Consider the following 22,207-nt stretch of genomic DNA (forward strand, 5'->3'; position numbering starts at 1 on the left):
AAGAATACGCAATTCCAGACGTTACTTGAGAAGGGGATTCATCTTGTTGTAACGTTTGGTCAATAACCTGTTTTGGCACTTCTACACGAGGCCGAAACAGGTTTTTTGTGTGCTGGCCTTAGGAGTTTCGGCATTGGCATCAAACCGTGGTATAATTGAATTTCAAAAATACAATTAACGTCATGTGGGCTGTACATATGCTGCATGCAGGAGACATTATGGATTGGATTATTGGCGCCGTATGCGCTTCTATGGTGGCAGGTGCGGCCTATGCGAAAAAGTCGCTAACTCTGTCTGGCTGCTTGGCAGCAATCATGATGGGAACGATATATTACGGAGCGGGTAACCTGTTCTGGTTTGGCACGTTATTGTTATTTTTTATTACTTCAACGTTGCTCTCCAGGTTTCGTAAAGATCGGAAGCAGGAGCTGGAGAAATCCTATGCCAAGTCAGGAAATCGGGACGCTGGGCAAGTAATGGCTAATGGTGGAATGGGCATGTTCCTATGTCTGGGATACTGGATATTTCCACATCCGGCATGGATATATGCGTTCATTGGTGTAATGGCTACCGTGACATCGGACACATGGGCAACTGAACTCGGGAGTCTCAGTCGCAAGCCGCCGCGCTCTGTTCTCACATGGAAGGTACTTACACCAGGTGCTTCAGGAGGTGTCTCATTTCTCGGCACCGCGGCTGCAGCCGCAGGCGGGGCTCTGATTGGTGCGGGAGCCTTCATGTTTTCGTGGATCGCCGGGATCGAAGGCCTTGGTCTGTTTAGTTGGACTTTTGTCGGTCTTGTAGGCGGGTTGGCAGGTGCTTTTGCCGATTCCTATCTGGGCGCAACGGTGCAGAAGATGTATCGTTGCACTGTGTGTGGCCGTGAAGTTGAGGTGCATGAACATTGTGGGCATCCAACGGTTCGGGCTCGTGGCTGGGCATGGATGAGCAACGACCTGGTGAACGTGCTTAGTTCGGTTATCGGAGGATGCGTGGCGATAGGTTTAGGTAACATTTTGGCGTTGTAAGGGGGAGTACATTTGAGTACGGTACAGGGAGACAAATCGGAGGCTATTTTGGATGCGGCCTATGGTATTTTTGGCTCGAAAGGTTTTTATGAGACCAAAATGTCTGATATAGCAGACGAAGCCGGCATTGCAAAAGGCACCATTTATTTATATTTCAAAAGCAAGGAACAACTATTCATCGCAGTATCCAAGCGGGACTGTAACAGTTTTATCAGTCGTCTTGAATATGCTTTGAACTCGCATGACAACACAGGTGATAAACTTGGAGCAATAGCCAAGACCCACCTTACGTATTATTATGAGCGCCGCAATCATACCAAACTCTTTTTTATGGCACCCAATAATGATCCGGATCTAATGAAATTCATGAAGGCATTCATGAACCAATACATGAGCATGGTGCGTAAAGTACTGGAGAGTGCAAGTGTACCTGAGCCTGTATTGCTTGCTGAAGCTTATATTGGAATTCTGGACCGGCTGAAGATGGATATCATGTTGAATCCGGAGTTCAATGAGGAACATCTGAACAAACGAATTGCCTTTGCAGCAGCATTGTTTCTGGACGGATGCCGTTCTTTTTTACAAGTTTAAAGTGAGTGCGTGGATGTGCGTAATATGAATTTTATTTTACAGAGAAGTGGGTACGAGCAATGAACATAATGACGGTAGAGCAGATTGCAAAAAGTTATGGTGAAAAAATATTGTTCAAGGATGCTTCATTTGGCATGGCTGATCAGGATAAGATTGGTGTCGTTGGGGTAAATGGTACCGGGAAATCCACATTTTTGCGTGTGATATCCGGTATGGAACCGGCAGACGCGGGACAGATCTCCATCGGTAATGACGTACGTATTCAATTCCTTGCACAAAATCCGGACTTCAATCCAGACAATACGGTACTGCAACAAGTATTCGAAGGTGACAGCATGGAAATGAAAACCGTGCGTGAATATACGGAAACGATGGAATTATTGGAGCTGAATTCCTCCGATCCAGCGTTGCAAGAGCGATTATTACGTTTGAATCAGCAAATGGAGCAGCTTCAGCTCTGGCAGATGGAGAGTGAAGCGAAGAGTATCTTGTCCAAACTGGGTATTCGTCAATTCGATGCACTGATGGGCACGTTGTCTGGTGGACAACGCAAAAGGGTAGCACTCGCTGCTGCTCTGATTCACCCGTGCGAACTGCTCATTCTGGATGAGCCGACGAACCATATTGATAATGATTCGGTCGTATGGCTCGAGCAGTATTTGCAGAAGCGTCGCGGCGCACTGCTTATGATTACGCATGATCGGTATTTCCTGGATCGTGTGGCCAATGTCATGCTGGAATTGGATCATGGCCGTTTGTTCCGGTATGAAGCCAACTATACACGCTTTCTGGAACTGAAGGCAGAGCGTGAAGAGCGGGAAGCTTCTTCCGAACAGAAGCGTAAAAACTTGCTTCGGACGGAGCTCGCATGGATTCGTCGTGGTGCCAAGGCACGGACGACGAAACAAAAAGCGAGAATTGATCGTTTCGAACAACTCAAAGACCAACAAGGAGTCCAGCGCTCCGGTTCATTGGAAGTGTCGGTTGGCTCCACTCGTCTAGGTAAAAAGATTCTGGAGATCGAGCATCTTTCCAAATCCGTCGGTGGCCGCACACTGATTGAAGATCTGAGTTATATTGCCGTACCTGGAGATCGGGTAGGGATTGTCGGACCGAATGGTAGTGGTAAGTCTACGCTGTTACAGATGATATCTGGCAAATTGGAACCCGATGCAGGCGTGGTTGACGTCGGTCCTACGGTCAATCTGGGCTATTTCACCCAGGAGCATCAGGAGATGGATGAATCTCTTCGTGTCATTGAGTACATCAAGGAAGTGGCCGAGAATGTGAAAACAGCCGATGGCTCTCTGATCACAGCATCCCAGATGCTGGAGCGGTTCCTGTTTACCCCGGCATCCCAGTGGACACCAATCTCCCGCCTCTCTGGTGGAGAGAAACGTCGTCTGTATCTGCTGCGTGTTCTGATGGCTGCGCCGAATGTCTTGCTGCTGGATGAGCCGACGAATGACCTGGACATCCAGACACTCGCTGTACTGGAAGACTATCTGGACGATTTTCCAGGTGTTGTCTTTGTGGTATCCCATGATCGCTATTTCCTTGATCGTACGGTGGATAAAGTGCTGTCTTTTGAGGGCAACGGTGCTGTACGTGTACATGTCGGCGACTACAGTGAGTATGCGGAATGGATGCTGAAAAATGCACCTGGAGCTACGCAAGAGAGTGACCCAGGATCAACGAAGGTGAAGCAGACATCGGAGAAAACAACTCCCGCTGTGTCAGCAGCTAAACCCAAGTTGAAATTCAGCTTCAAGGAGCAACGTGAATACGATCAGATTGATGAAAATATTGAGAAGGCTGAAGCCAATCTTGTCCGGATTAATAAAGAGATGGAAGAGTCATTTAGTGATTCTGCCCTTCTGCAGGAGTTGATGGCGGAGCAGGTTGAGGCTGAACGTCATCTGGACGAATTGATGGAACGCTGGACCATTCTGAATGAACTTGCAGAGCAGATTGAACAGAGCAAGTCTTAATTTATAGTTAAACATCGCCCTTTCTTCTAGAGTGACTTGATGTCGCTTTGGAGGAGAGGGCTATTTTTTGTTTGTGAATTTCGCATGAAAGTGAAACGTTCAGTATATTCATTACGTTGTATAAGTAAAGAATTCCATAGAAGGGAGAGAACACCATACTTATGTATAAAGAAATCAATGAACAGTTGGCGGTACTCAAGGAAAAGGGGAGAATTTACGAGAAATGGACCAAGCGTTTGGAGAAGCTTCAAACGGAAGAAACCGAATGGGAAGCAAAGGTAAAACGTCGTCAGGAGCACCTCCAGAAGGAGCAGAAAGATGTTGATCGACTGAACAGTATGACATTGGCAGCATTTTTCTATCAGCTGATTGGCAAGAAAACGGAGCGGCTGGAGAAGGAAGAACTCGAACTGATGGAAAGCAAGGCTGCATACGATACCGCTTGTCGCATGTTACAAGACGTACAGGAGCAACGAATTCATGTGGAGCAGGAGTTGGAGGGCGGGCGGCAGTATCAATACTGGCAAAGCGATTACAACGCTCTGTGGGGAAAGAAGGAAGGTCGTCTGCTGGACCAGGATGCTGAATTGCAACACATGGCTGAAAATCGGGAACATCTGGCGAGTGAACTTCAGGAACTGGAAGAAGCTTTCCGGGAAGGGGAATACCTGGTCTATGCCCTTGAACGTGCCGAGAAGGCTTTGGCTTCGGCAGGTAATTGGGGCATATATGACATGATGGGTGGTGGGGTAATCTCCACACATATCAAGCGGGGACGTATGGATGACGCTCAGGTCGCCATTATGGATGCAGGAAAGCGTCTACGACGTTTTCAAAAGGAATTGGAGGATGTAGAGATGGCAGTACATGCGGATCTGCATCTGGGAGGTCTGCTTTCTTTCGCAGACTATTTCTTTGATAACCTCTTTGTGGACTGGATGGTTCAGGACAAAATTCGTAAAGCCGAACGTCAGGTGAAAGATGGACTGAGTGCGGTTCGTCAGACCATGCATGTGTTAAGCAATGAAATGCGTGACCACAGGGCAGAGTTAGAGCGTTTGGAGCATAAATATCATGCCTATGTGGAACAGGCAGATTAAGAGATAGGACAGCAAAGGACACTTCTCATCGCACCGAATGGCTGTGCTTGGAAGTGTCCTTTTGCTTAGACGTACATATGGATGTTATTCACGATTTTTAGTAAATGGAAGATTCTGTTTTACTTCGTTGTAATGTAGGCAGCTAGCAAGCGTGCAGTATTCAAGACAGCATCCTTATGTGTGCGCTCCATAGAATGAGATGCGTGAACGCCCGGTCCGATCAGTGCTGCTCGGATATTGTTTCCTCCGCGTAGTGCTGCACTTCCATCTGAGCCATAGTGGGGGTAGATGTCCACAACGTAATCCAACCCATCTTGTTTGGCCAGTTCAATGAGACGACTGGTCATATCGTAGTCATACGGTCCAGAAGAATCTTTGGCACATATGGATACATCGGTTTCTTTACAACTCAGATCATCGCCCATGGCTCCCATGTCTACAGCGATCATTTCACTGATTTCTGCAGGGATATACGAGGCACCATGTCCGACTTCTTCGTAGTTAGAGATGAGCAGAGAAACATTATGTATTGGTTTCCAGCTTTCGCGATGGGCAGACTCAAGGATGCCGAACAATGCAGCTACACTGGCTTTGTCGTCCAGATGACGTGATTTGATATAACCGCTTGGGGTAATAACTGCACGAGCATCAAAGGAGATAAAGTCACCAACAGCGATCCCGAGTTTTAACACATCATCCTTGGAGGAGACAACTTCATCAATTCGCACTTCCATATGGCTCTCGGTCCGTTCAAAGGTACGTGCATCTGGATATACATGTACAGACGGGTGAAGGGAGAGAATGGTGCCTGTGTATGTCTTTCCGTCCCGAGTATGTATGCTGCAATATTCGTTTTCGATACTTTGCATGGAAAATCCACCGACAGAAGTTAATTTCAAGGTGCCGTAGGATGTAATGGAGCGTACCATGGCCCCTAGCGTGTCCACATGGGCACTCAGAGCAATCGTCTTGGATGAATCCTGCCCTGGCAAAGTAAGCACGGCACCACCCTTATTATTGAGCTCACAAGTGATGCCCAGTGATTGAGCTTCTTGGCTAATCATCTCGATAATATGATGGGTGTAGCCGCTTGGACTTGGTGTATCCAGCAATTTTTTCAGAAAAGACAGAACGTAAGATTCATCAATGGTATAACTCATTGTGTAATTTCCTCCTTGAAACGTGGGTATGGTTTTGAAACAAATACAGCCTGTCTGGGGGAGCGAATGTGATACTACCATTCCTGACTCGCCAGCAGGCTGATTCTGTTGGTCACAATGTCCCGGTAGGATTTCCTTTGCGCTGACTCTGGATCGAATCATTCTCCAATAGGCTGTCCGGTTCAGTTGAGTCAAGCGAATCCATCGATTTGAATGAATCGAACGAAGAGTTGCTTGTAGCCGAACTTTCCAATTCAGATACACGCAATTTCAATTGCTTGTTCTCGCGTTGCAGTCGGTATTGGCGATAGATGCCATATGAACCTACAATAATCCCACCGATCAGGGTGCAGCCGAGGATCAGCAAAATCAGCGGGATTTGAACCGTGCTAAATAACAGGTTAACCTGAACAGAATCAACGTTAATAACCGCAAAGATTCCTGTGAGCAGTGCAAAAACAAGACCTGCTATGAGTGCCCATTGCATTTTCATGGTGTTGCCTCCTTGTTGAACAATTGAGAACTAGTATGCATTACCCATATTCGAGTATGTTGCATCTTTCAATGATTGTAAAATCCCTTGCCCAACGGGCAAGGGATGCAGGTCACATGGAACGTTAACCTTACTTGGTTAGTTCCTCCATCTGTTCAATCAATTCCTTGAACACACTCATGGCTTCACGAATTGGCTGTGGTGTAGACATATCCACGCCTGCTTTTTTCAGAATGTTAATGGAGTAGTCACTGCCCCCGCTCTTCAGGAAACCGAGATACCGGTCAACAGCCGGCTGGCCCTCTTCCAGGATTTGCTTGGAGAAGCTGGTCGCTGCGGAGAAGCCAGTAGCATATTTATATACGTAAAAGCTGTTATAGAAGTGGGGAATACGAGCCCATTCCATCTCAATATCTTTGTCAACAACCATGTCCTTACCATGATATTTAACATTCAGATCATAATAGATCTCGGATAACAATTGTGGTGTTAATGCTTCACCTTGTTCCGCGCGTTCGTGAATGATTTTCTCAAATTCAGCAAACATGGTCTGACGGAATACCGTTGTACGGAATTGGTCTGCGTAATAAGTTAACAGATACAATTTTTCCTTTGGATCTGTTGATTTGTTAAGCAGATAATCCATCAATAACGCTTCGTTGGTTGTGGATGCAACCTCAGCTAGGAAGATGGTGTACTGGGCATCACGATACGGAAGTGCTGTATCCGAGTAATGTGAATGCAGAGCGTGACCCATTTCATGAGCAAGGGTGAACATGCTGTTCAGGTTATCTTTGTGATTCAACAAGACATACGGGTGAGTGCCGTACGCGCCCCAGGCATATGCGCCTGAGCGTTTATTTTCATTCTCGTATATATCGATCCAGCGGTTATCATATCCAGTCTGCAATGCATCTGCATAGTCCTTGCCGAGTGGTTTCAGTCCGTCTTTGACGGTTTGTTTCGCTTCGTCATAGGTGATATCCATTTTGTATTCGTCTACGAGTGGAGCGAACAGGTCATACATGTGCAATTGATCCACGCCCAGCAACTTTTTGCGCAGGTTCATATAACGATGCAATAACGGAAGGCTTTCGTGAATCGTGTCTACCAGATTCGTATACACATCCGTTGGGATGTTATCTCCATATAAGGACATTTCCATTACGGAAGGGTACTTCCGAACATTAGCATAGAACATATTTTTGGTTACATTTGCATTCAAGGCAGCCGCAATCGTGTTCTTCTGTTTGGCATAGGTTTCATATACCGCCTTGAAGGCACGTTCACGAACTTCACGATTAGGATTCTCAAGGAACTGAATGTAGCTGCCGTGTGTCAGCTCAACTTCTTTACCATGTTCATCCTTGATTCTTGGAAACTTGAGATCGGCGTTATTCAGCATACTGAAGATGGTCTGTGGTGCTTGCGAAAGGTTGCCTACCTGTGCAAGCAAAGCCTCTTCCGCTTGGCTAAGAACATGCGCTTTTTCCCGTTTCATCTCTTCAAGAGTAAACGTATAAGCAGAGAGTTTTTCGTTGGCGATAAACGCGTCCAACTGATCATCCGGAAGGGAGAGAATCTCTGGAGTGACAAAAGAGAGTGCTTCACCAACCCGTACACCTAATTTCTGGGCTTTTTGGGACAGGTTTTGATATGTAGGATTAGCTGTGTCTTCATCTTGATGCATACGTGCGTATACAAAAAGGCGTTCTATTTTGAGGCTGATCTCATCTTCGAACTCGAAGCAAGATTTGAGTACATCAGGTTGACCCAGTTTACCTTGAAATTCGGAGGCCTTCTTGGTCAAAGACGATACTTCTTCATATTCCTGATCCCAGGCTTTCTGATCGGCAAATAAATCTTCCAGTTTCCAGCTATGCTCAGCCGGCACCTCGGAACGTTTCAATAATTGACTCATGGAAATCCTCCTTTGATAATCTGATGAATGGTTGGACGAAGCTGCCTTCGTCTCGCTTGCCTGTGCGGAGAGAGACGAAGGAATCAGACTAAGTACCAGTATAACAGATAGCGATTTCTGGTATTTCAACGGCCTTCCTCCTTACAATACGAATAATCTCGTATAGTATGACCTTAGGCACGCTGAAATATTTGAGTATCACGGTTCTTTGTGATTAGGTTCCCATGTTATACAGAAAATAAACGATCAGGAAAAAGGCGAAACAAATGAGCAGGGTAGCAATAAGCGCCATTCCACGTCTCAGTCGATCCGGGATAGAATTGCGTCCCAGAATAAGCACAATACCAAGGGAGAAGGCAAGGATAATAAAAATGACGACATTGCTTGAGTCAAGCTGCATGGGTTAGACCCCTTTGAAGGCAGCCATCAATTGACGCCATTCATCCTCACGGTTCTCAAAATCTGCTTTTGGAAAACGGCGTTCAGCCCAGTGCATTAAGGCAGGACGACTAAGGAAAGTATGGCATTCTTCGCCCCACTCTTCCGAAATTTCTCGCAGTACGAGATATTTGCCTTGAACTTCAACGGTCATCATATTCCACTTGTCTGTTTTGTATATTTCATGTTTTTTTATCATAGGTAGTCTCCAAACTAACGGTTTTGGTAAAATGATACCGTACCCTACGATTCAAAGCAAATTTTTTCGACATTTATGGAAAGATAAATTGCAAAATGGAAGCCCATACAGTATAATGAGGGTATTCGCCATAGATGGCGATATTTTTAGGAGGTTTTTCATTTGAAAGGTACAGTTAAATGGTTTAACGCAGAAAAAGGCTATGGCTTTATTTCAGTTGAAGGCGGCGAGGACGTATTCGTACATTTCTCCGCAATCCAAGGAGACGGCTTCAAAACATTGGAAGAAGGTCAAGCGGTAGAATTCGAAATCACTGATGGAAACCGTGGTCCTCAAGCAGCTAACGTAAACAAACTGTAAGAATTTATCCGGTCAACGGACTTCTTATACATGATAAATTTGTAGCTGAATATTAAGAACCCAAGCACAGTCCCCCAAGGGAGGCTGTGCTTTTTTTGATTCTCAATTTACGATGTAAATCACGGTTGAAGATGGTGCAGGTGTGTTCAAGACACACGATTGGTCATGCTGGACCATAACTTTAATCCGAAACCGATCAGTGCAGCCAGAGAGAACGCCATAGCGGTGAGATAGAAGGTTTGTCTGCCCGCGTGTTCCAGCAACAGTCCACCCAACGTTCCGCTAAGCAGTCCCGAAGCACTGGACCAGACAATAGTGAACAAAGCCATACCCGTAGCCCTGTACCCGTCCGGAACCAGACGAATGATATAACGGACTGCCGTAACGTAGAAAATACCGAAGGTCACACTGTGCATCGTCTGAATGGCAACGACAGCTGCCGGTGTATCGGATATGGACATCAGAAGCAAACGAACCGTGTACATCAGCGCAGCAAAAGCAATGAGCGGCAGTTCCTTATAACGGTTTCCATACTTGCTGAGCAGCAGAAATATGGGAATCTCACTTACAGAAGAGATCAGCAAAGACCAACCGATCAGCCCTTCACTGGCACCCAGCTCTTTCAGCGTGATGGTAAGAAAAGCTTCGTTCATCCGATGTCCCATGGCGAGCAGGAATACACAGCCAAAAAAGGTGAGTACCTCTCTGCGTTTCAAAATAGCCCATAGCCCCGATAGATCCATTTTGCTACTACTTCCCGAAGGTTGATCCTTCAATTGAAAACTGATTAACAGTGTAGTGGCCGCAAGACCAACGCAAACCCAGATCGTCCAGGCTGGACCAAAAGATCCAAGGAAATACCCGATACTTAATGCAAAGAAGGCATATCCGATCGATCCGAAGACTCGAATGGAAGTGAAATTTCGACCGTACTTGCTGGCCGTTGTAATCGCCATCGTATCCGAGAGTGGATAGACCGGATAATAGAAAAAGTAAAACAGGGTGACAAGTACAAATACCTGACCGAAGGTTGTTGCATTGGCGAGCATGACTCCTGTAATCAATTGACCACCAAGCAGAATGATCATCACTTTGCGTACTGTTTGGTAACGGTCGCTGGCCATGCTCCAGAACATATTGGAGAACACGGAGATGAGAGGACCAATGCCGTAGAGATAACCAATCTCTGCCCGACTGAAGCCAAGATGACTGAAGTAAAGCTGGAAGTAGGAAACCACTAGAACGGTGGAACCGAAAATGGTGAACATGAGAGCCCGCAGCCAGTTCTGATCCGGGCGGGCGTTGTGACCTAATTTCATGATGAGGGACTCCAATCCTGATAACAGTTCAATGATTTTATTACCCTTTCAGGGTTGTTGATTTACCAGTAGGTGGCACGGACATCGTAGGTTCTTTCTGGGTGCGCCGGATGACAAGCCAGACAATGATAAGTTCGGCGAGCAGGCCAAGGGATTGCGCTACAGCGCCAATCATGCCGTTCCATGCAGGGAAAATACTAACAAGTATAAGCAGCACGATTACCGTGCAGATTGCATTCGCTGTTTGCGAACGAAACATCGTTTTTGTCTGACCGCGAAGCAGAATGATGCCGTTACTGAAATCCAGAAAAGGGAAGATCAGCGGAAATAACACGAACGCACGTAGTGTCCACAGACTTTGTTTTAACAGCTCACCCTGAACGCTCATGACATTTTCAAGTACCCAGGGCCCCAAGGGGGTATAGGCAATCGACACCATTATCGCAAACGGAATAAATCCGGTGACAAGTGCAAATTTTCGTACCAGTTTGGCGTCCACAAGGTAGAAATTGAGCACGATCTGATGAATGTATGTAAAGAAGCTTAGCATCAACTGCATCAGACTGCTTGCAATGGCAAACGATGAAATGGCCAGTGCAATCCCGGTCGTTTTGCCAAGTACGATGTTAATGACGGGGCCTATAAACAGGGCTACAAAGCTGGATAGCAGCAGCGGTTTATAAAAGCGAAATACGTCTCCCCTGCTCTCGACGGGATGATCCTCAAGCTTGGCTGGCATCTTGCGCTTAATGCTGTTTCCCTCCAAAAAGCTGACCAGCGCTTCAATCATCATGCCCGCAGCAAAAATGATAGCGCCTACACGTCCACTGTCAATGCTGTCTGTGTAGATGAAATACAGGGATAGGCCGTACATGCCGGCTAAACGGAATATCATGCCGATGGTTAACCACTTGGTTCGGTTATTCGTAATGATGATCCCCTGATAGATGTTGCGGATCACTGAGAAGATACTCACATACATGAGAATTTCATATACGTCGATGACTTTGTTCAGCAGATCAGGACTTACACCAAACAGATATTTGAACACCCCGGTACCCACGGGAGAATATACGATCAGAAAACCAATAAGAAGTACACAGGCAAGAAATATTTTGGTCACAAACGTGAGGGCCTGAAAGGATAGGCGATCGCGAACCAGTGCGGAACAGGTTTGCCGCAGCAGGGTGGAGGGGCGTTCCGTGAGGGTTAACAAGCTACCGGCGATGGCATAGCTGGCAATCACCGTCTCGGGATGAGCGGAACGTGCTAATGTACTGTTTATAATGACGTGAGAAATGGTGACGAGAGAGGCGGAAATGCCAAGTGGCACAAAAAAAGAAAATAACCGTCTCCACGAAAGTGATTCACTTGACGACATGTCAACGACTCCTTTGATGGATGAAATATGCCTAGTATATCACAAAGCTTTGAGCGCGGATGCGATTTTTTGCGCGGAATATGCGGCAGATCATTTGTACAATTAAGGGGATCATATTATAATAGGAATGGTTAAAAATCGCTCTAATACGTATTCAACCAAGTGGAGGCACATTTATTTTGAGCCAATCAAATCGAAAACGTCATCAATATCCGCGTGGACCGCTGGCATTGATGAGAGGGGTGTACAAATACACCATTCCGGAAACACGGAAGGCTTTGAATGGATGGCGTGCTCAGGCTGAGGCAATTCCGAATGAGGAATTGCGTACGCAGGCACTTGCCAGTCTAAAGGATAAACAGTTTCACTGTGAAGGCGGAACCGTCTACGCGTTAGCTGATTTGCCCAACAGACACATTCTGATTCCGCTGATCGTTTCATATCAGACTATTAGTGATTATTTGGACAATCTGTGCGACCGCAGCACATCGATGGACCCGGATGACTTTCGTCTTCTCCATCAATCTATGCTTGATGCGGTAGATCCCGAAGCAATTCCCGTCAATTATTATGCCCTCCGTGAGGAGCAGGATGACGGTGGATATCTGCGGAATCTGGTGACCACATGTCAGGAACTGACCCGTCAGTTACCAGGCTATGCGTCCGCCAAGCCCCAAATTCAGGATCTGGCAGGCCTATACACGGACCTGCAGGTATATAAGCATATCAAGCCGGAACTGAGAGAAACGGCACTGCTCGAATGGTGGTCGAAGCATCGTCATCGTACACCTCAGTTTCGTTGGAACGAATTTGCTGCTGCGACTGGCTCTACACTGGGCGTTTTCATGCTGTTTCTGGCTGCGAGTGACGATCAGTTGACTGAAGAGCAAGCGGCCTCGATCCACACGGCCTATTTCCCACATGTATGCGCATTGCACATTATGCTCGATTATTTAATTGATCAGGATGAGGACCGCATCGGGGGAGATCTCAACTTCTGCAACTATTATGAGAATGTAGAGACCATGCTGGACAGAATTGCTTTTATTGTGGAGATGGCACGCAGCGATGTGCAGAAGATCCCGGGAAGCTCCTTTCACCGGATGATCATCGAAGGACTGATTGCCATTTACCTGTCTGATCCCAAAGTCAGCGAACAGCAGGAAGTTCGCGTCGTATCCAAACGTCTGATGAAGAATAGTCCAATGACGAGAATATTTTTCTTCATTTTCAGTCGCTGGATACGGAAAAATATGTAAGTCAGGTGTAATTGCGGAGCCTGAAGTGAAACTAGAGGAGGAAGAAACATCATGACAGCAGTAAAGAAAATCGCAGTGTTAACGAGCGGTGGTGATTCACAGGGGATGAACGCGGCCGTTCGTGCGGTTGTTCGCAGCGGACTGTTTCACGGTCTCGAAGTATATGGAGTTCAACGTGGATACCAAGGTCTCTTGAATAATGACATTTTCCCAATGGATTTGCGGAGTGTAGGGGATATCATCCAACGTGGGGGAACGGTCCTTCAATCGGCACGTTGCAAGGAGTTCTACACAGCTGAAGGCCAGCAAAAAGGTGCGGACATTCTGCGTGCACGTGGCATTGACGGTCTGGTTGTTATCGGTGGAGACGGTTCCTACAACGGAGCAAACAAACTGAGCAAACTGGGCATTAACACAATGGGTCTGCCAGGAACAATTGATAATGATATTTCATTCACCGACTATACGATCGGATTTGATACAGCTGTAAGCATAGTAGTTGACGCAGTAAACAAATTGCGTGATACGATGTCTTCACACGAACGTTCTTCCATCGTTGAGGTTATGGGTCGTCACTGTGGGGATATTGCTCTGCATGCCGGACTTGCTTCGGGTGCTGAGACCATTCTTGTGCCGGAAGTTCCGTTTGACATGGACGAAGTGGCAGATCGGATGAAAGCTAACTTTGCACATGGTAAACGTCACAGTATTATCATCGTTGCAGAAGGCGTGGGCAAGGGTGAGGATGTGGCGAAAGAACTGATGGAACGTTGCCCGACATATGAGCCGCGTGTAACCGTTCTGGGTCATATTCAGCGTGGGGGTACGCCAACACCTTTCGACCGTAACCTGGCGAGCCGTCTGGGCGACTTCGCTGTCCGTAGTCTGATCGCAGGCGAGACAGACAAAGGTTGTGGCATTATCAAGGGTGAACTTACCTTGACGGATATTGATAAAGTCGTTAACACGAAAAAAGATTTTGATATGGAGACTTACGAGCTTGCGCAACGTTTGTCCCAATAATTCGATTCATAAGCAAAGAGCACAATCCCGCATGAACGAGGATTGTGCTTTTTTTGTTGTTTTACGTTTTTACGGAAGTGAATATAAATCTTACGCCTTGCGCAGTGCGGCATGTTTTTGTATCCGAAAGAGTCTCCAGAGAAGCGCTGTTGCTCCTACAGCAAGGCCGGCAATGAGTCCGATCCAGTATCCAAAGGCACCGAGAGAAGTATATGTAGCCGTTAGATAACCAACAGGCAAGCCAATAATCCAATAAGCTATGAACGTAATGATTAGTGCCGGATTCACATCTTTGTAGCCACGCAATGCTCCCTGGGTCGGTGTAGCAATGGCATCCGAGATCTGAAAGAAAATGGCGTAAATGAGGAAATGCTGCGTAAGTGCAATGACCTCTCGATCGTTTGAGTACACACCTGCAATCTGTTCACCGAACACAATCAACACGATGGCTGTCAGCAGGGAGAGTCCGATGGCTCCACCAATGCCGAGCAGACTGTACTGTTTGGCATCTTTCAGACGCCCTGCACCTGCCTCAAAACCTACAAGGATCGTAAGAGCCATACATATGCTCACAGGCAGCATGTAGAGCGTAGAAGCGAAGTTCAGAGCCGCCTGATGGGCAGCGATCGTTGTGGTATCAAATCGGCTCATCATTAAAGTCACCGCAGCGAAGATGGACGTTTCGAAAAAAGTCGCGAATCCAATCGGAACCCCGATCTTGAGTAACTCTTTCCATTTGGCCAGGGATACGCGGGTCCACTGACGGAAAATACCGTATTGAGCGAAAGGCTCCATCCGATGGACAAAAAAGAGACTAATGAGAAAGATGAGCCAGTACGTACAAGCTGTAGCGACTCCAGCACCAACGCCGCCCAGTTGGGGAAAGCCCCAGCGGCCGAATATCAGCAGGTAATTCAGCAAGATATTAACGGGCAGCGAGACCAGTGTAATGAACATTGTCGTTCGCGTCTGGCCAAGTGCATCCATGAAGCTGCGCAGCACGGTATAACCGAAGAGTGGGATAATGCCAAAAGCGAGTGCACACAGAAAATAAAAGGCCACTTGGGCAACGTGAGGTTCCAAAGGCATTCCGTTTAGTATAGGGCCAAGTAACAAGGCCCCGGCTCCGATAACGACTAGACTGACAGCAATGCCAAGATACAACGCCTGTATGACGTTATATCCGATCTGATCATTACGTTTGGAACCTAACAGATGAGAGACAACGGGGGTTATGCCAATTAGAATGCCGCTTAGTCCAGTTTGAACTGGCATCCACAGACTTGTGCCAATCGCGACTCCTGCAAGGTCAGCCGGGGAGAACTTGCCTGACATATTCGTGTCAAAGAACGACATGGCAGAGAGGGCGATTTGAGTGGTGAAGATGGGCAAAAATATAATCAGGAATTGCTTCACTTTTTGTGAAAAACTTGTTGTGTTCATGTTCACTGGCAGTGCCTCGCTATTCTAAAGTGATGTCATCCAAGTGTCATATCTGGACAGCTATTCATTGTAGTGGATTTTGTCCGATTTGAATAGGGACAGAAGCAGAAGAGAGGCACAATCGAGAAAGGCAAGCAAAAAAACCTCGTTCCGCCTAAAGCGGAGCGAGGTTGGATGAATACAAAGATATGCAAAAGTGCGGATTACTCATATTGTACACCGGATGTATAACGATTGGACGCATTCCAGAGCAGATATTCATGCACATCCATGTCTTTCATCGCTCTAATCTGGTCTTCCACTTGTTTCTTGCCATACTTGATATAATGCCCACTTCCAAGCCAACTTGCCGTGAAGTCCTGAATCCACGGACGAATGACGGGTTTGAGCTCTTTGGTAGGGTCCAGTTTCTTGTGTGTGTCTTCCATGGAGCCCTTAATGGTGGTGTAAGGATCTTTGTCAGGGTCCTTCACTCCATACCATCCCGTTGAATAGTGACTAGGGTATACCATCGGAGAGATGACGTCCACATTTTCGGATATTTTCACAAAATCTTGTCCAATGCCTTCAGCTGCAGGTACAGAAGCGGCATAACCGAAAATATCCACTGAGACACGAACACCTAACGGCGCGAGCTCCTTGCGTGCATATTGCACGAATTCAGCCACAACATCGACCCGTGACTTGTCGGACTTGGTATATTTCAGTACATCGGCCCGAGTTTCGAAACCTTCCGGGAAACGAACGTAATCGAATTGAATTTCTTTGAATCCAAGTTTGGCCGCTTCCTTTGCAATCTCGATATTATAGTCCCACACTTCCTTGCTGTACGGATTCACGAAGCTGTCGCCTTTGCCATTGGCCCATACAGATCCATCCTTATTTCGGAAGGAAAGCTCTGGATTCTTCTTGGCAAGAATCGTATCTTTGAATACAACGACACGTGCGATCGGGTAGACATCGTGTTTTTGCAGCCGTTTCATCAAGGCATCGATATCCCGAATAAAGGGTTGGGATTTGCCCATTTTCTGTAGCGCTTTGTTTTCTGTGGGATAAGTTATGTATCCGAGATCGTCTTTGATATCAATGACCATGGCATTCAGTTCGGTACTGTCTGTCAGTTCCAGCAATTCTTTCATACGTGCCCCGCCAGCGCTGTAGGCTGTGACGTAAATACCTTTGACCACAGGTGCGTCAGGTTGAGGATCCATTTTGGCAGGTGGGTTATCAGCATCAATAACGACCTGATCTTTTTGAGATTGGATGATTGCGGTGTTAAAACTGTTGGTTAACGATTGGAACTGGGGGTTTCCCTGATCCGCTGCTGCGGGGGTACCACCAAAGCTTCCAAAGGCCATAGCCAATAAAGCCAAAAACATGTTCATTCATTTCCACTCCCTTATGTGCATTCCATATATGAATTATACATTAAAGCCTCCGGGCTTTTAACCATATTAAGCAAGTAATGAAACACATGGAAAAAATGAAAACCGCTTCCTGCAGAGGAAATCCCCTGCAAAAAGCGGCGTGATCAATCTGAAAAAAATTATTGAATGTAAATCTCATTTTGATGCTCACAAATACTGTACTGAATGATTTCCATTGCGTCTCCCTGTTCCAGGATGCCCAGCCCATCCCGGAGGACAATCAGTGAGTCGAGTTCATTCGGTTTCAAGAAAGGGAGCATTTCCGGGCACCATCTGTTGACAATTTCAAACAGTTTTACCGTTTCCATATCCACATTAATCACCCTTTCCTACTCGAATTCCAAAATGGTAAGTCATTCGGTGCATTCGGGAAAGCATATGGCCTGTGAAATTGAAGGGTTGAACCTGCTATACAACATATTTAGGAGCCGTACACCGTTATTATACCACAATGTTGTGAATTGTTAACCGTACAGGTGTCTTAACTTCTGCGAAATGAGCCCATAACACCAACCGTTTCCACTATGTTAACAAAAGCATTTGGATCGGTATCCTTGATAATTCGTTTAATTTCAACCAGCTCGTAGCGGGTGGTAACGGTCATGAGCATGTCCTTTTCAATATCCGTGTATGCTCCCTGAGTCTTAATTTTGGTAACTCCACGAGGCCGAACAAGTAATTTTTTTAACATGGCTTCGGTTTCGTTTGTGATAATATACAGGGTTACCTTGACGTGACTGATATGGATCAGATCAAGCACCTTGCCCGTGATGTAAATGGATACCATGGAGGCCAACGCTGTATTCCAATTGTCACTCAGGTATCCTGCAAGCATAATAATCGAACCGTTCATGCCGGCCATCACTGTACCAATCGGAAAGTCTCGTTTACGTGTGAAAATGGACCCAACAATGTCGAGTCCTCCTGTGGAGCCGCCGACGCGGAAGGAAACGCCAGTGCCCATTCCAATGAGTACACCGCCAAATACAGAACTAAGCAAAGGGTCTGTAGCCACAGCAAAAACAGGCAGAAGCGCAATGAACCAAGAAGTGGCTGCTACCGAGAGAATACTTAATGTAATGAAACGACGTCCAAGAATAAACCAACCTGCAATGAGCAGGGGAATGTTAAGAACAAAATACATTATACTAAGATTCAACGTTGTAAAATAACCCAGAAGCATTGAAATACCGGATACCCCGCCGCTTAAAAGCTGATGGGGGACCAAGAACCAGTTAAAGCCGCAAGCAATAGCTGCGGCACCCAAAATGATCACTAAAGAGTGCCAAATTATTTTGGGCAATTTAATCACCTCATTTATATTTAAAACCAGATTGCTGGTAATCTTGAATTGTTTTGTGATATAATGATTTGTGGATATTCTTGAGTAGGAAACTTTTCCCAAATGGAACGATAAAATTTGAAATGTTTCAAACACATGTATGTAGTTTTAGTCTTATGTTGGGGACCCATTCATGGAATTATAATCGTTCGTGAAAATAATTTGCCCAGTTGGGAACCCTATAAATATTAACGCTACTTAAGAATACAGACAACAAAGTGGATTGTCCACCATGTCCACCATATAAAAGGAGTATGAATAATTTTGACAAATTTAAATTTCACAGATTTCAATCTTGAACCGCTGGTGCTGCAAGCCATCACTGAGCTCGGGTTTGAAGAAGCAACACCAATCCAATCCAAATCAATTCCTTTGGCGCTTGAAGGAAGAGACTTGATTGGTCAAGCACAAACGGGTACTGGTAAAACAGCTGCATTCGGTATTCCATTGATCAGCAAAATCACTAAAAGTGACGAAAAAATCCGCGCCCTCATTATGGCACCTACACGTGAACTTGCAATCCAAGTTGCTGAAGAGATCGAAAAACTCACTCGCTTCAAAGGTCTGCGCTCCCTGCCAATCTATGGCGGACAAGATATCGTTCGTCAGATTCGCGCACTGAAAAGAAAACCACAAATTATCATTGGTACACCTGGACGTCTCCTTGACCACATCAACCGCAAAACAATCAAACTTGATGATGTACAAACTGTTGTATTGGATGAAGCAGATGAAATGCTCGATATGGGTTTCATGGAGGATATTCAGTCTATCCTGAAACAAGTACCAGACGAGCGTCAAACGATGCTGTTCTCAGCAACAATGCCTCCTAACATTCAAAAATTGGCTCAACAATTCTTGAACAACCCTGAACACGTATCTGTAATTCCTAAACAAGTAAGTGCACCATTGATCGACCAAGCTTACATTGAAGTTCCTGAGCGTCAAAAATTCGAAGCACTTAGCCGTTTGCTAGATATGGAATCTCCTGAACTGGCGATCGTATTCGGACGTACCAAACGTCGTGTTGATGAATTGGCTGAAGCTCTGCAAAAACGTGGATATTCTGCTGATGGTCTCCATGGTGACCTTTCCCAGAATCAACGTGATACAGTAATGCGTAAGTTCCGTGACGGCAGCATTGATGTACTCGTTGCAACAGACGTAGCTGCACGTGGTCTCGATGTATCCGGCGTAACTCACGTTGTGAACTTTGACCTTCCGCAAGATCCGGAGAGCTATGTTCACCGTATCGGTCGTACAGGTCGTGCGGGTAAAGAGGGTGCTGCTTGGTCCTTCGTTACACCGCGTGAGATTGATCACTTGCACTTCATTGAGCGTGTAACACGTCACCGTATTCCACGTAAACCACTGCCAACAATGGCAGAAGCTGTTGAAGGAAAACAACGTTTGACAGCAGAACGCTTGCTGGAAATCGTACAATCGGGCGAATTGAACGAATACAAAGGTATCGCGATTCAAATGCTTGAGCAATATGATTCTGTTCAACTGTTGTCGGCTGCTCTGAAGCTCCTGACAGGTGACAAAAAAGATGCTCAAGTTGACCTGACTCCTGAAGATCCAATCCGTGCGAAGCGTCGCAAACCGGATGTTCGCTCTGGCGGACGTAAACCATCTGGCTATAGCGGTAACCGCAGCAGCGGCAGTGGTGGTGGCTACAACCGTGATCGCAACAGCGGTGGCGGCGGACGTGGTGGCTACAACCGTGATCGTAACAGCGGCAGCAGCACTGGTGGCGGAAGCAGAGAAGGTGGTTACAACCGTGACCGCAAACCTCGTCCAAGCTCCAACGAAGGACGTCGTCCAGCAAAAGATTCCTCTTTCGAGTAATATAAATGTGTGAACTTGAAATGGAGCAGGCAACTGCTCCATTTTTTTATTTTTAGATGGCTATTTTCTTTTTTGCTGATTATGCAAAGCGCTGGTCAAAGGCGGAGCTGATCTCTTTTCGGGAAGTACTGGCTTTTCCTATCTATAATAAGGTATATTAATATTAGACTTCAGGTAATACGCAAGGCTGCGGAGGAGGAGAAATGTTTGGAATTTAAAGGAGCTATGGGTGGGATCTACCGGCTTACAGAGTGGATTACGAGACTTGCCGCAACCAATCTGTTGTGGGCTATTTGTTCGTCTCCGTTCTTGTTTTTCTTGATTATGAAACTGCTCGTTATGCAGCAGAACCTCGCCAACGAATCATTGCAAATGAACTGGGCTATAGCCATTGTGGCACCGCTTACACTATTCCCGGCGACGTCGGCGCTGTTTACGGTTGTTCGTAAATGGAATATGGGAGATACGGATGTGCCAATCTTCCGTACGTTCTTTGTAGGTTACAAAGAAAACTACAAGCAAAGTTTAATCGGGGGCATTTTTTACACATTGTTGTTCGCGATCATGTATCTGGATTATACGGTGTACATGACCCAGTTCCGCAACATGCAGCTCGTGGGAATCATCATGCTTGTGCTGCTTCTCTTGTTATTTGTATCACTCTTTAACTTTTTCTCAATGGTTGTACATTATCACATGTCCATTGGACTCATTATCAAAAATGCAGTACTGTTAACGCTGATCAGACCATTCCGTGTATTTTCCACATTGCTGGGAAGCGGACTACTGTTCTACATTGGTTTCCGTTATCCGGTATTGTTCGTCTTCTTCATTATCAGCATCATTGCCTGGTTCGCGTTCTTTAACTTCTACGCAACCTTCAACAAAATGCAGGAGCAGATGGAGAAGATGCAGTTGAAGAAGGAAGAAGAGGAAGCTGCTGCGCTGGCTGAACAATCAGCAGAGAATGGTGAAACATCTGAGCCATCAGACGACAAAAACATTACATTGCAAAAATAAAACATGATGAATCGCCATTTACTTTTTACACAGTTAGGGATATAATAATTGTACATCCTGCGATGTACGTTTCGGTTATTCGTTGTTTTGAACCAATGATGATGTCTTCGGGAGATCAACACAGAATGTTGCTGAAAAGCCCTGTCTATACGACATGGGGACTTCAAAAAGCATTTTTGCGGTCACCCACCTGCCAAGCAGGTTCATAAGACAATGTAGCCGGACGGCATAGGCGGGTTCCTAAATTTTCATGTACAGCACCCTGACTTTCCCTCTTCTGAAGGAATCTCAGGGTGTTTTTAAGTTGTGATGATTGTTTTTGATTGGTTTTGTGATAAATATGATGCTTACCCTTTTGTTACTACTTGAACAATGTTACACTTAGATACATAAATGGAACGGTTACAATCAAAGGAGGAAGGGTCTTGACCTTAAAGAGAACGCTCGTCGGTATCATCCGCAGCATGGAGGGGACCAGCGATCGAGCCAAGGATCCCAAATTAAAAACACGGTATTATAACTTATCTAAAGACAGAGCTTGGGAAGAGGTTTCTTCAACACTCAAAAAAATTCCGGGTTATAAAGTGCTGCACGAAGTGCCTTCTGTTGGAGAAGTTATACTGGAGAAGCGGACTACCTTTGGACGGACGATGGATATTACAGTTTCCATTATCTCGGTAAGTCCTGTTCGTAGTGCGGTGGATATGTATTCAGCTTCACGTGGTTCGCTTGGAGATTTGGGTTCGAATTATCGCACGATTATGAACTTATTCTCCGTACTGGACAAGAAGCTAAGCAAGTATAAAGCGAATGATTGAAATAGATGATAAATAACAAAAAGCGAGTGAAGGTTAACCTTCC

21 protein-coding genes and 1 other RNA gene are annotated in these 22,207 nt (G+C 45.9%); 11 read left to right on the forward strand and 11 right to left on the reverse strand.

Annotated features, from left to right (window positions below; all coding sequences use genetic code 11):
- Window positions 1-218: 218 nt before the first annotated feature.
- The 4 genes from MKX40_RS09890 to MKX40_RS09905 all read left to right on the forward strand — a co-directional run bounded on the left by MKX40_RS09890 (window position 219) and on the right by MKX40_RS09905 (window position 4,710).
- Entirely contained in the window at window positions 219-1,028 is an 810-nt protein-coding gene (locus tag MKX40_RS09890) for a DUF92 domain-containing protein (protein WP_339241149.1), read from the forward strand.
- Window positions 1,029-1,040: 12 nt separating this feature from the next.
- Window positions 1,041-1,619: a TetR/AcrR family transcriptional regulator gene (locus MKX40_RS09895; RefSeq protein ID WP_339241152.1), complete on the forward strand. Its 579-nt coding sequence runs from the start codon at window positions 1,041-1,043 to the stop codon at window positions 1,617-1,619.
- A gap of 59 nt (window positions 1,620-1,678) precedes the next feature.
- Window positions 1,679-3,610, forward strand: a complete 1,932-nt coding sequence (locus MKX40_RS09900) for an ABC-F family ATP-binding cassette domain-containing protein (protein WP_339241154.1) — start codon at window positions 1,679-1,681, stop codon at window positions 3,608-3,610.
- Between the two features lie 161 nt (window positions 3,611-3,771).
- Entirely contained in the window at window positions 3,772-4,710 is a 939-nt protein-coding gene (locus MKX40_RS09905) for a hypothetical protein (RefSeq protein ID WP_339241157.1), read from the forward strand.
- A gap of 119 nt (window positions 4,711-4,829) precedes the next feature.
- Here the strand turns inward: MKX40_RS09905 and MKX40_RS09910 are convergent, their stop codons facing one another.
- From MKX40_RS09910 to MKX40_RS09930, 5 genes are all read right to left on the reverse strand, one after another.
- Window positions 4,830-5,870, reverse strand: coding sequence for a M42 family metallopeptidase (locus MKX40_RS09910; RefSeq protein WP_339241160.1), 1,041 nt, complete (start codon window positions 5,868-5,870; stop codon window positions 4,830-4,832).
- Window positions 5,871-5,982: 112 nt separating this feature from the next.
- Window positions 5,983-6,363 (reverse strand): lipopolysaccharide assembly protein LapA domain-containing protein, encoded by a 381-nt coding sequence (locus MKX40_RS09915; RefSeq protein WP_339241162.1) that lies wholly within the window; start codon window positions 6,361-6,363, stop codon window positions 5,983-5,985.
- A 130-nt stretch (window positions 6,364-6,493) separates the two neighbouring features.
- Window positions 6,494-8,284 carry an oligoendopeptidase F gene (pepF, locus tag MKX40_RS09920; protein ID WP_339241165.1) on the reverse strand — a complete coding sequence of 597 codons (1,791 nt, stop codon included), beginning with the start codon at window positions 8,282-8,284 and terminating at the stop codon, window positions 6,494-6,496.
- A 214-nt stretch (window positions 8,285-8,498) separates the two neighbouring features.
- A complete protein-coding gene (locus tag MKX40_RS09925; protein ID WP_047842378.1) occupies window positions 8,499-8,684 on the reverse strand; it encodes a hypothetical protein in 186 nt (61 codons plus the stop codon).
- Window positions 8,685-8,687: 3 nt separating this feature from the next.
- Complete coding sequence (locus MKX40_RS09930; protein ID WP_017689395.1) at window positions 8,688-8,921, reverse strand: hypothetical protein; 234 nt, start codon at window positions 8,919-8,921, stop codon at window positions 8,688-8,690.
- 162 nt (window positions 8,922-9,083) lie between these two features.
- On the opposite strand from MKX40_RS09930, the gene MKX40_RS09935 reads away from it, so the two are divergent.
- Complete coding sequence (locus MKX40_RS09935) at window positions 9,084-9,281, forward strand: cold shock domain-containing protein (protein ID WP_017689394.1); 198 nt, start codon at window positions 9,084-9,086, stop codon at window positions 9,279-9,281.
- A gap of 146 nt (window positions 9,282-9,427) precedes the next feature.
- Here the strand turns inward: MKX40_RS09935 and MKX40_RS09940 are convergent, their stop codons facing one another.
- Window positions 9,428-10,600 carry an MFS transporter gene (locus tag MKX40_RS09940; protein ID WP_339241166.1) on the reverse strand — a complete coding sequence of 391 codons (1,173 nt, stop codon included), beginning with the start codon at window positions 10,598-10,600 and terminating at the stop codon, window positions 9,428-9,430.
- A gap of 40 nt (window positions 10,601-10,640) precedes the next feature.
- On the reverse strand, window positions 10,641-11,981 hold the full coding sequence (locus MKX40_RS09945) for a multi antimicrobial extrusion protein MatE (RefSeq protein WP_339241167.1): 1,341 nt from the start codon (window positions 11,979-11,981) through the stop codon (window positions 10,641-10,643).
- 179 nt (window positions 11,982-12,160) lie between these two features.
- On the opposite strand from MKX40_RS09945, the gene MKX40_RS09950 reads away from it, so the two are divergent.
- Window positions 12,161-13,240, forward strand: a complete 1,080-nt coding sequence (locus tag MKX40_RS09950; protein ID WP_339241170.1) for a tetraprenyl-beta-curcumene synthase family protein — start codon at window positions 12,161-12,163, stop codon at window positions 13,238-13,240.
- 51 nt (window positions 13,241-13,291) lie between these two features.
- On the forward strand, window positions 13,292-14,263 hold the full coding sequence (gene pfkA / locus MKX40_RS09955; RefSeq protein ID WP_253433325.1) for a 6-phosphofructokinase: 972 nt from the start codon (window positions 13,292-13,294) through the stop codon (window positions 14,261-14,263).
- Window positions 14,264-14,353: 90 nt separating this feature from the next.
- Here the strand turns inward: pfkA and MKX40_RS09960 are convergent, their stop codons facing one another.
- From MKX40_RS09960 to MKX40_RS09975, 4 genes are all read right to left on the reverse strand, one after another.
- The gene (locus tag MKX40_RS09960) at window positions 14,354-15,706 is read right to left on the reverse strand and encodes an MATE family efflux transporter (protein WP_339243000.1); all 1,353 of its coding nucleotides are present in this window, start codon (window positions 15,704-15,706) and stop codon (window positions 14,354-14,356) included.
- Window positions 15,707-15,909: 203 nt separating this feature from the next.
- Complete coding sequence (locus tag MKX40_RS09965; protein ID WP_339241173.1) at window positions 15,910-17,091, reverse strand: putative glycoside hydrolase; 1,182 nt, start codon at window positions 17,089-17,091, stop codon at window positions 15,910-15,912.
- Window positions 17,092-17,252: 161 nt separating this feature from the next.
- Window positions 17,253-17,441 (reverse strand): hypothetical protein, encoded by a 189-nt coding sequence (locus tag MKX40_RS09970; RefSeq protein WP_029880762.1) that lies wholly within the window; start codon window positions 17,439-17,441, stop codon window positions 17,253-17,255.
- A gap of 173 nt (window positions 17,442-17,614) precedes the next feature.
- Entirely contained in the window at window positions 17,615-18,436 is an 822-nt protein-coding gene (locus MKX40_RS09975; RefSeq protein ID WP_091017520.1) for a YitT family protein, read from the reverse strand.
- Between the two features lie 303 nt (window positions 18,437-18,739).
- Here MKX40_RS09975 and MKX40_RS09980 point away from each other — a divergent pair, with 303 nt between their 5' ends.
- The 4 genes from MKX40_RS09980 to MKX40_RS09995 all read left to right on the forward strand — a co-directional run bounded on the left by MKX40_RS09980 (window position 18,740) and on the right by MKX40_RS09995 (window position 22,164).
- Window positions 18,740-20,326: a DEAD/DEAH box helicase gene (locus MKX40_RS09980; RefSeq protein ID WP_339241176.1), complete on the forward strand. Its 1,587-nt coding sequence runs from the start codon at window positions 18,740-18,742 to the stop codon at window positions 20,324-20,326.
- Window positions 20,327-20,533: 207 nt separating this feature from the next.
- Window positions 20,534-21,346, forward strand: coding sequence for a DUF624 domain-containing protein (locus MKX40_RS09985; RefSeq protein WP_017689383.1), 813 nt, complete (start codon window positions 20,534-20,536; stop codon window positions 21,344-21,346).
- A gap of 51 nt (window positions 21,347-21,397) precedes the next feature.
- Window positions 21,398-21,589: non-coding RNA, 6S RNA (ssrS, locus tag MKX40_RS09990), on the forward strand.
- A 182-nt stretch (window positions 21,590-21,771) separates the two neighbouring features.
- Window positions 21,772-22,164 carry a DUF1499 domain-containing protein gene (locus tag MKX40_RS09995; protein ID WP_017689382.1) on the forward strand — a complete coding sequence of 131 codons (393 nt, stop codon included), beginning with the start codon at window positions 21,772-21,774 and terminating at the stop codon, window positions 22,162-22,164.
- Window positions 22,165-22,207: the final 43 nt, after the last annotated feature.

This window comes from Paenibacillus sp. FSL R5-0517 (assembly GCF_037974355.1).
Classification (GTDB): domain Bacteria; phylum Bacillota; class Bacilli; order Paenibacillales; family Paenibacillaceae; genus Paenibacillus.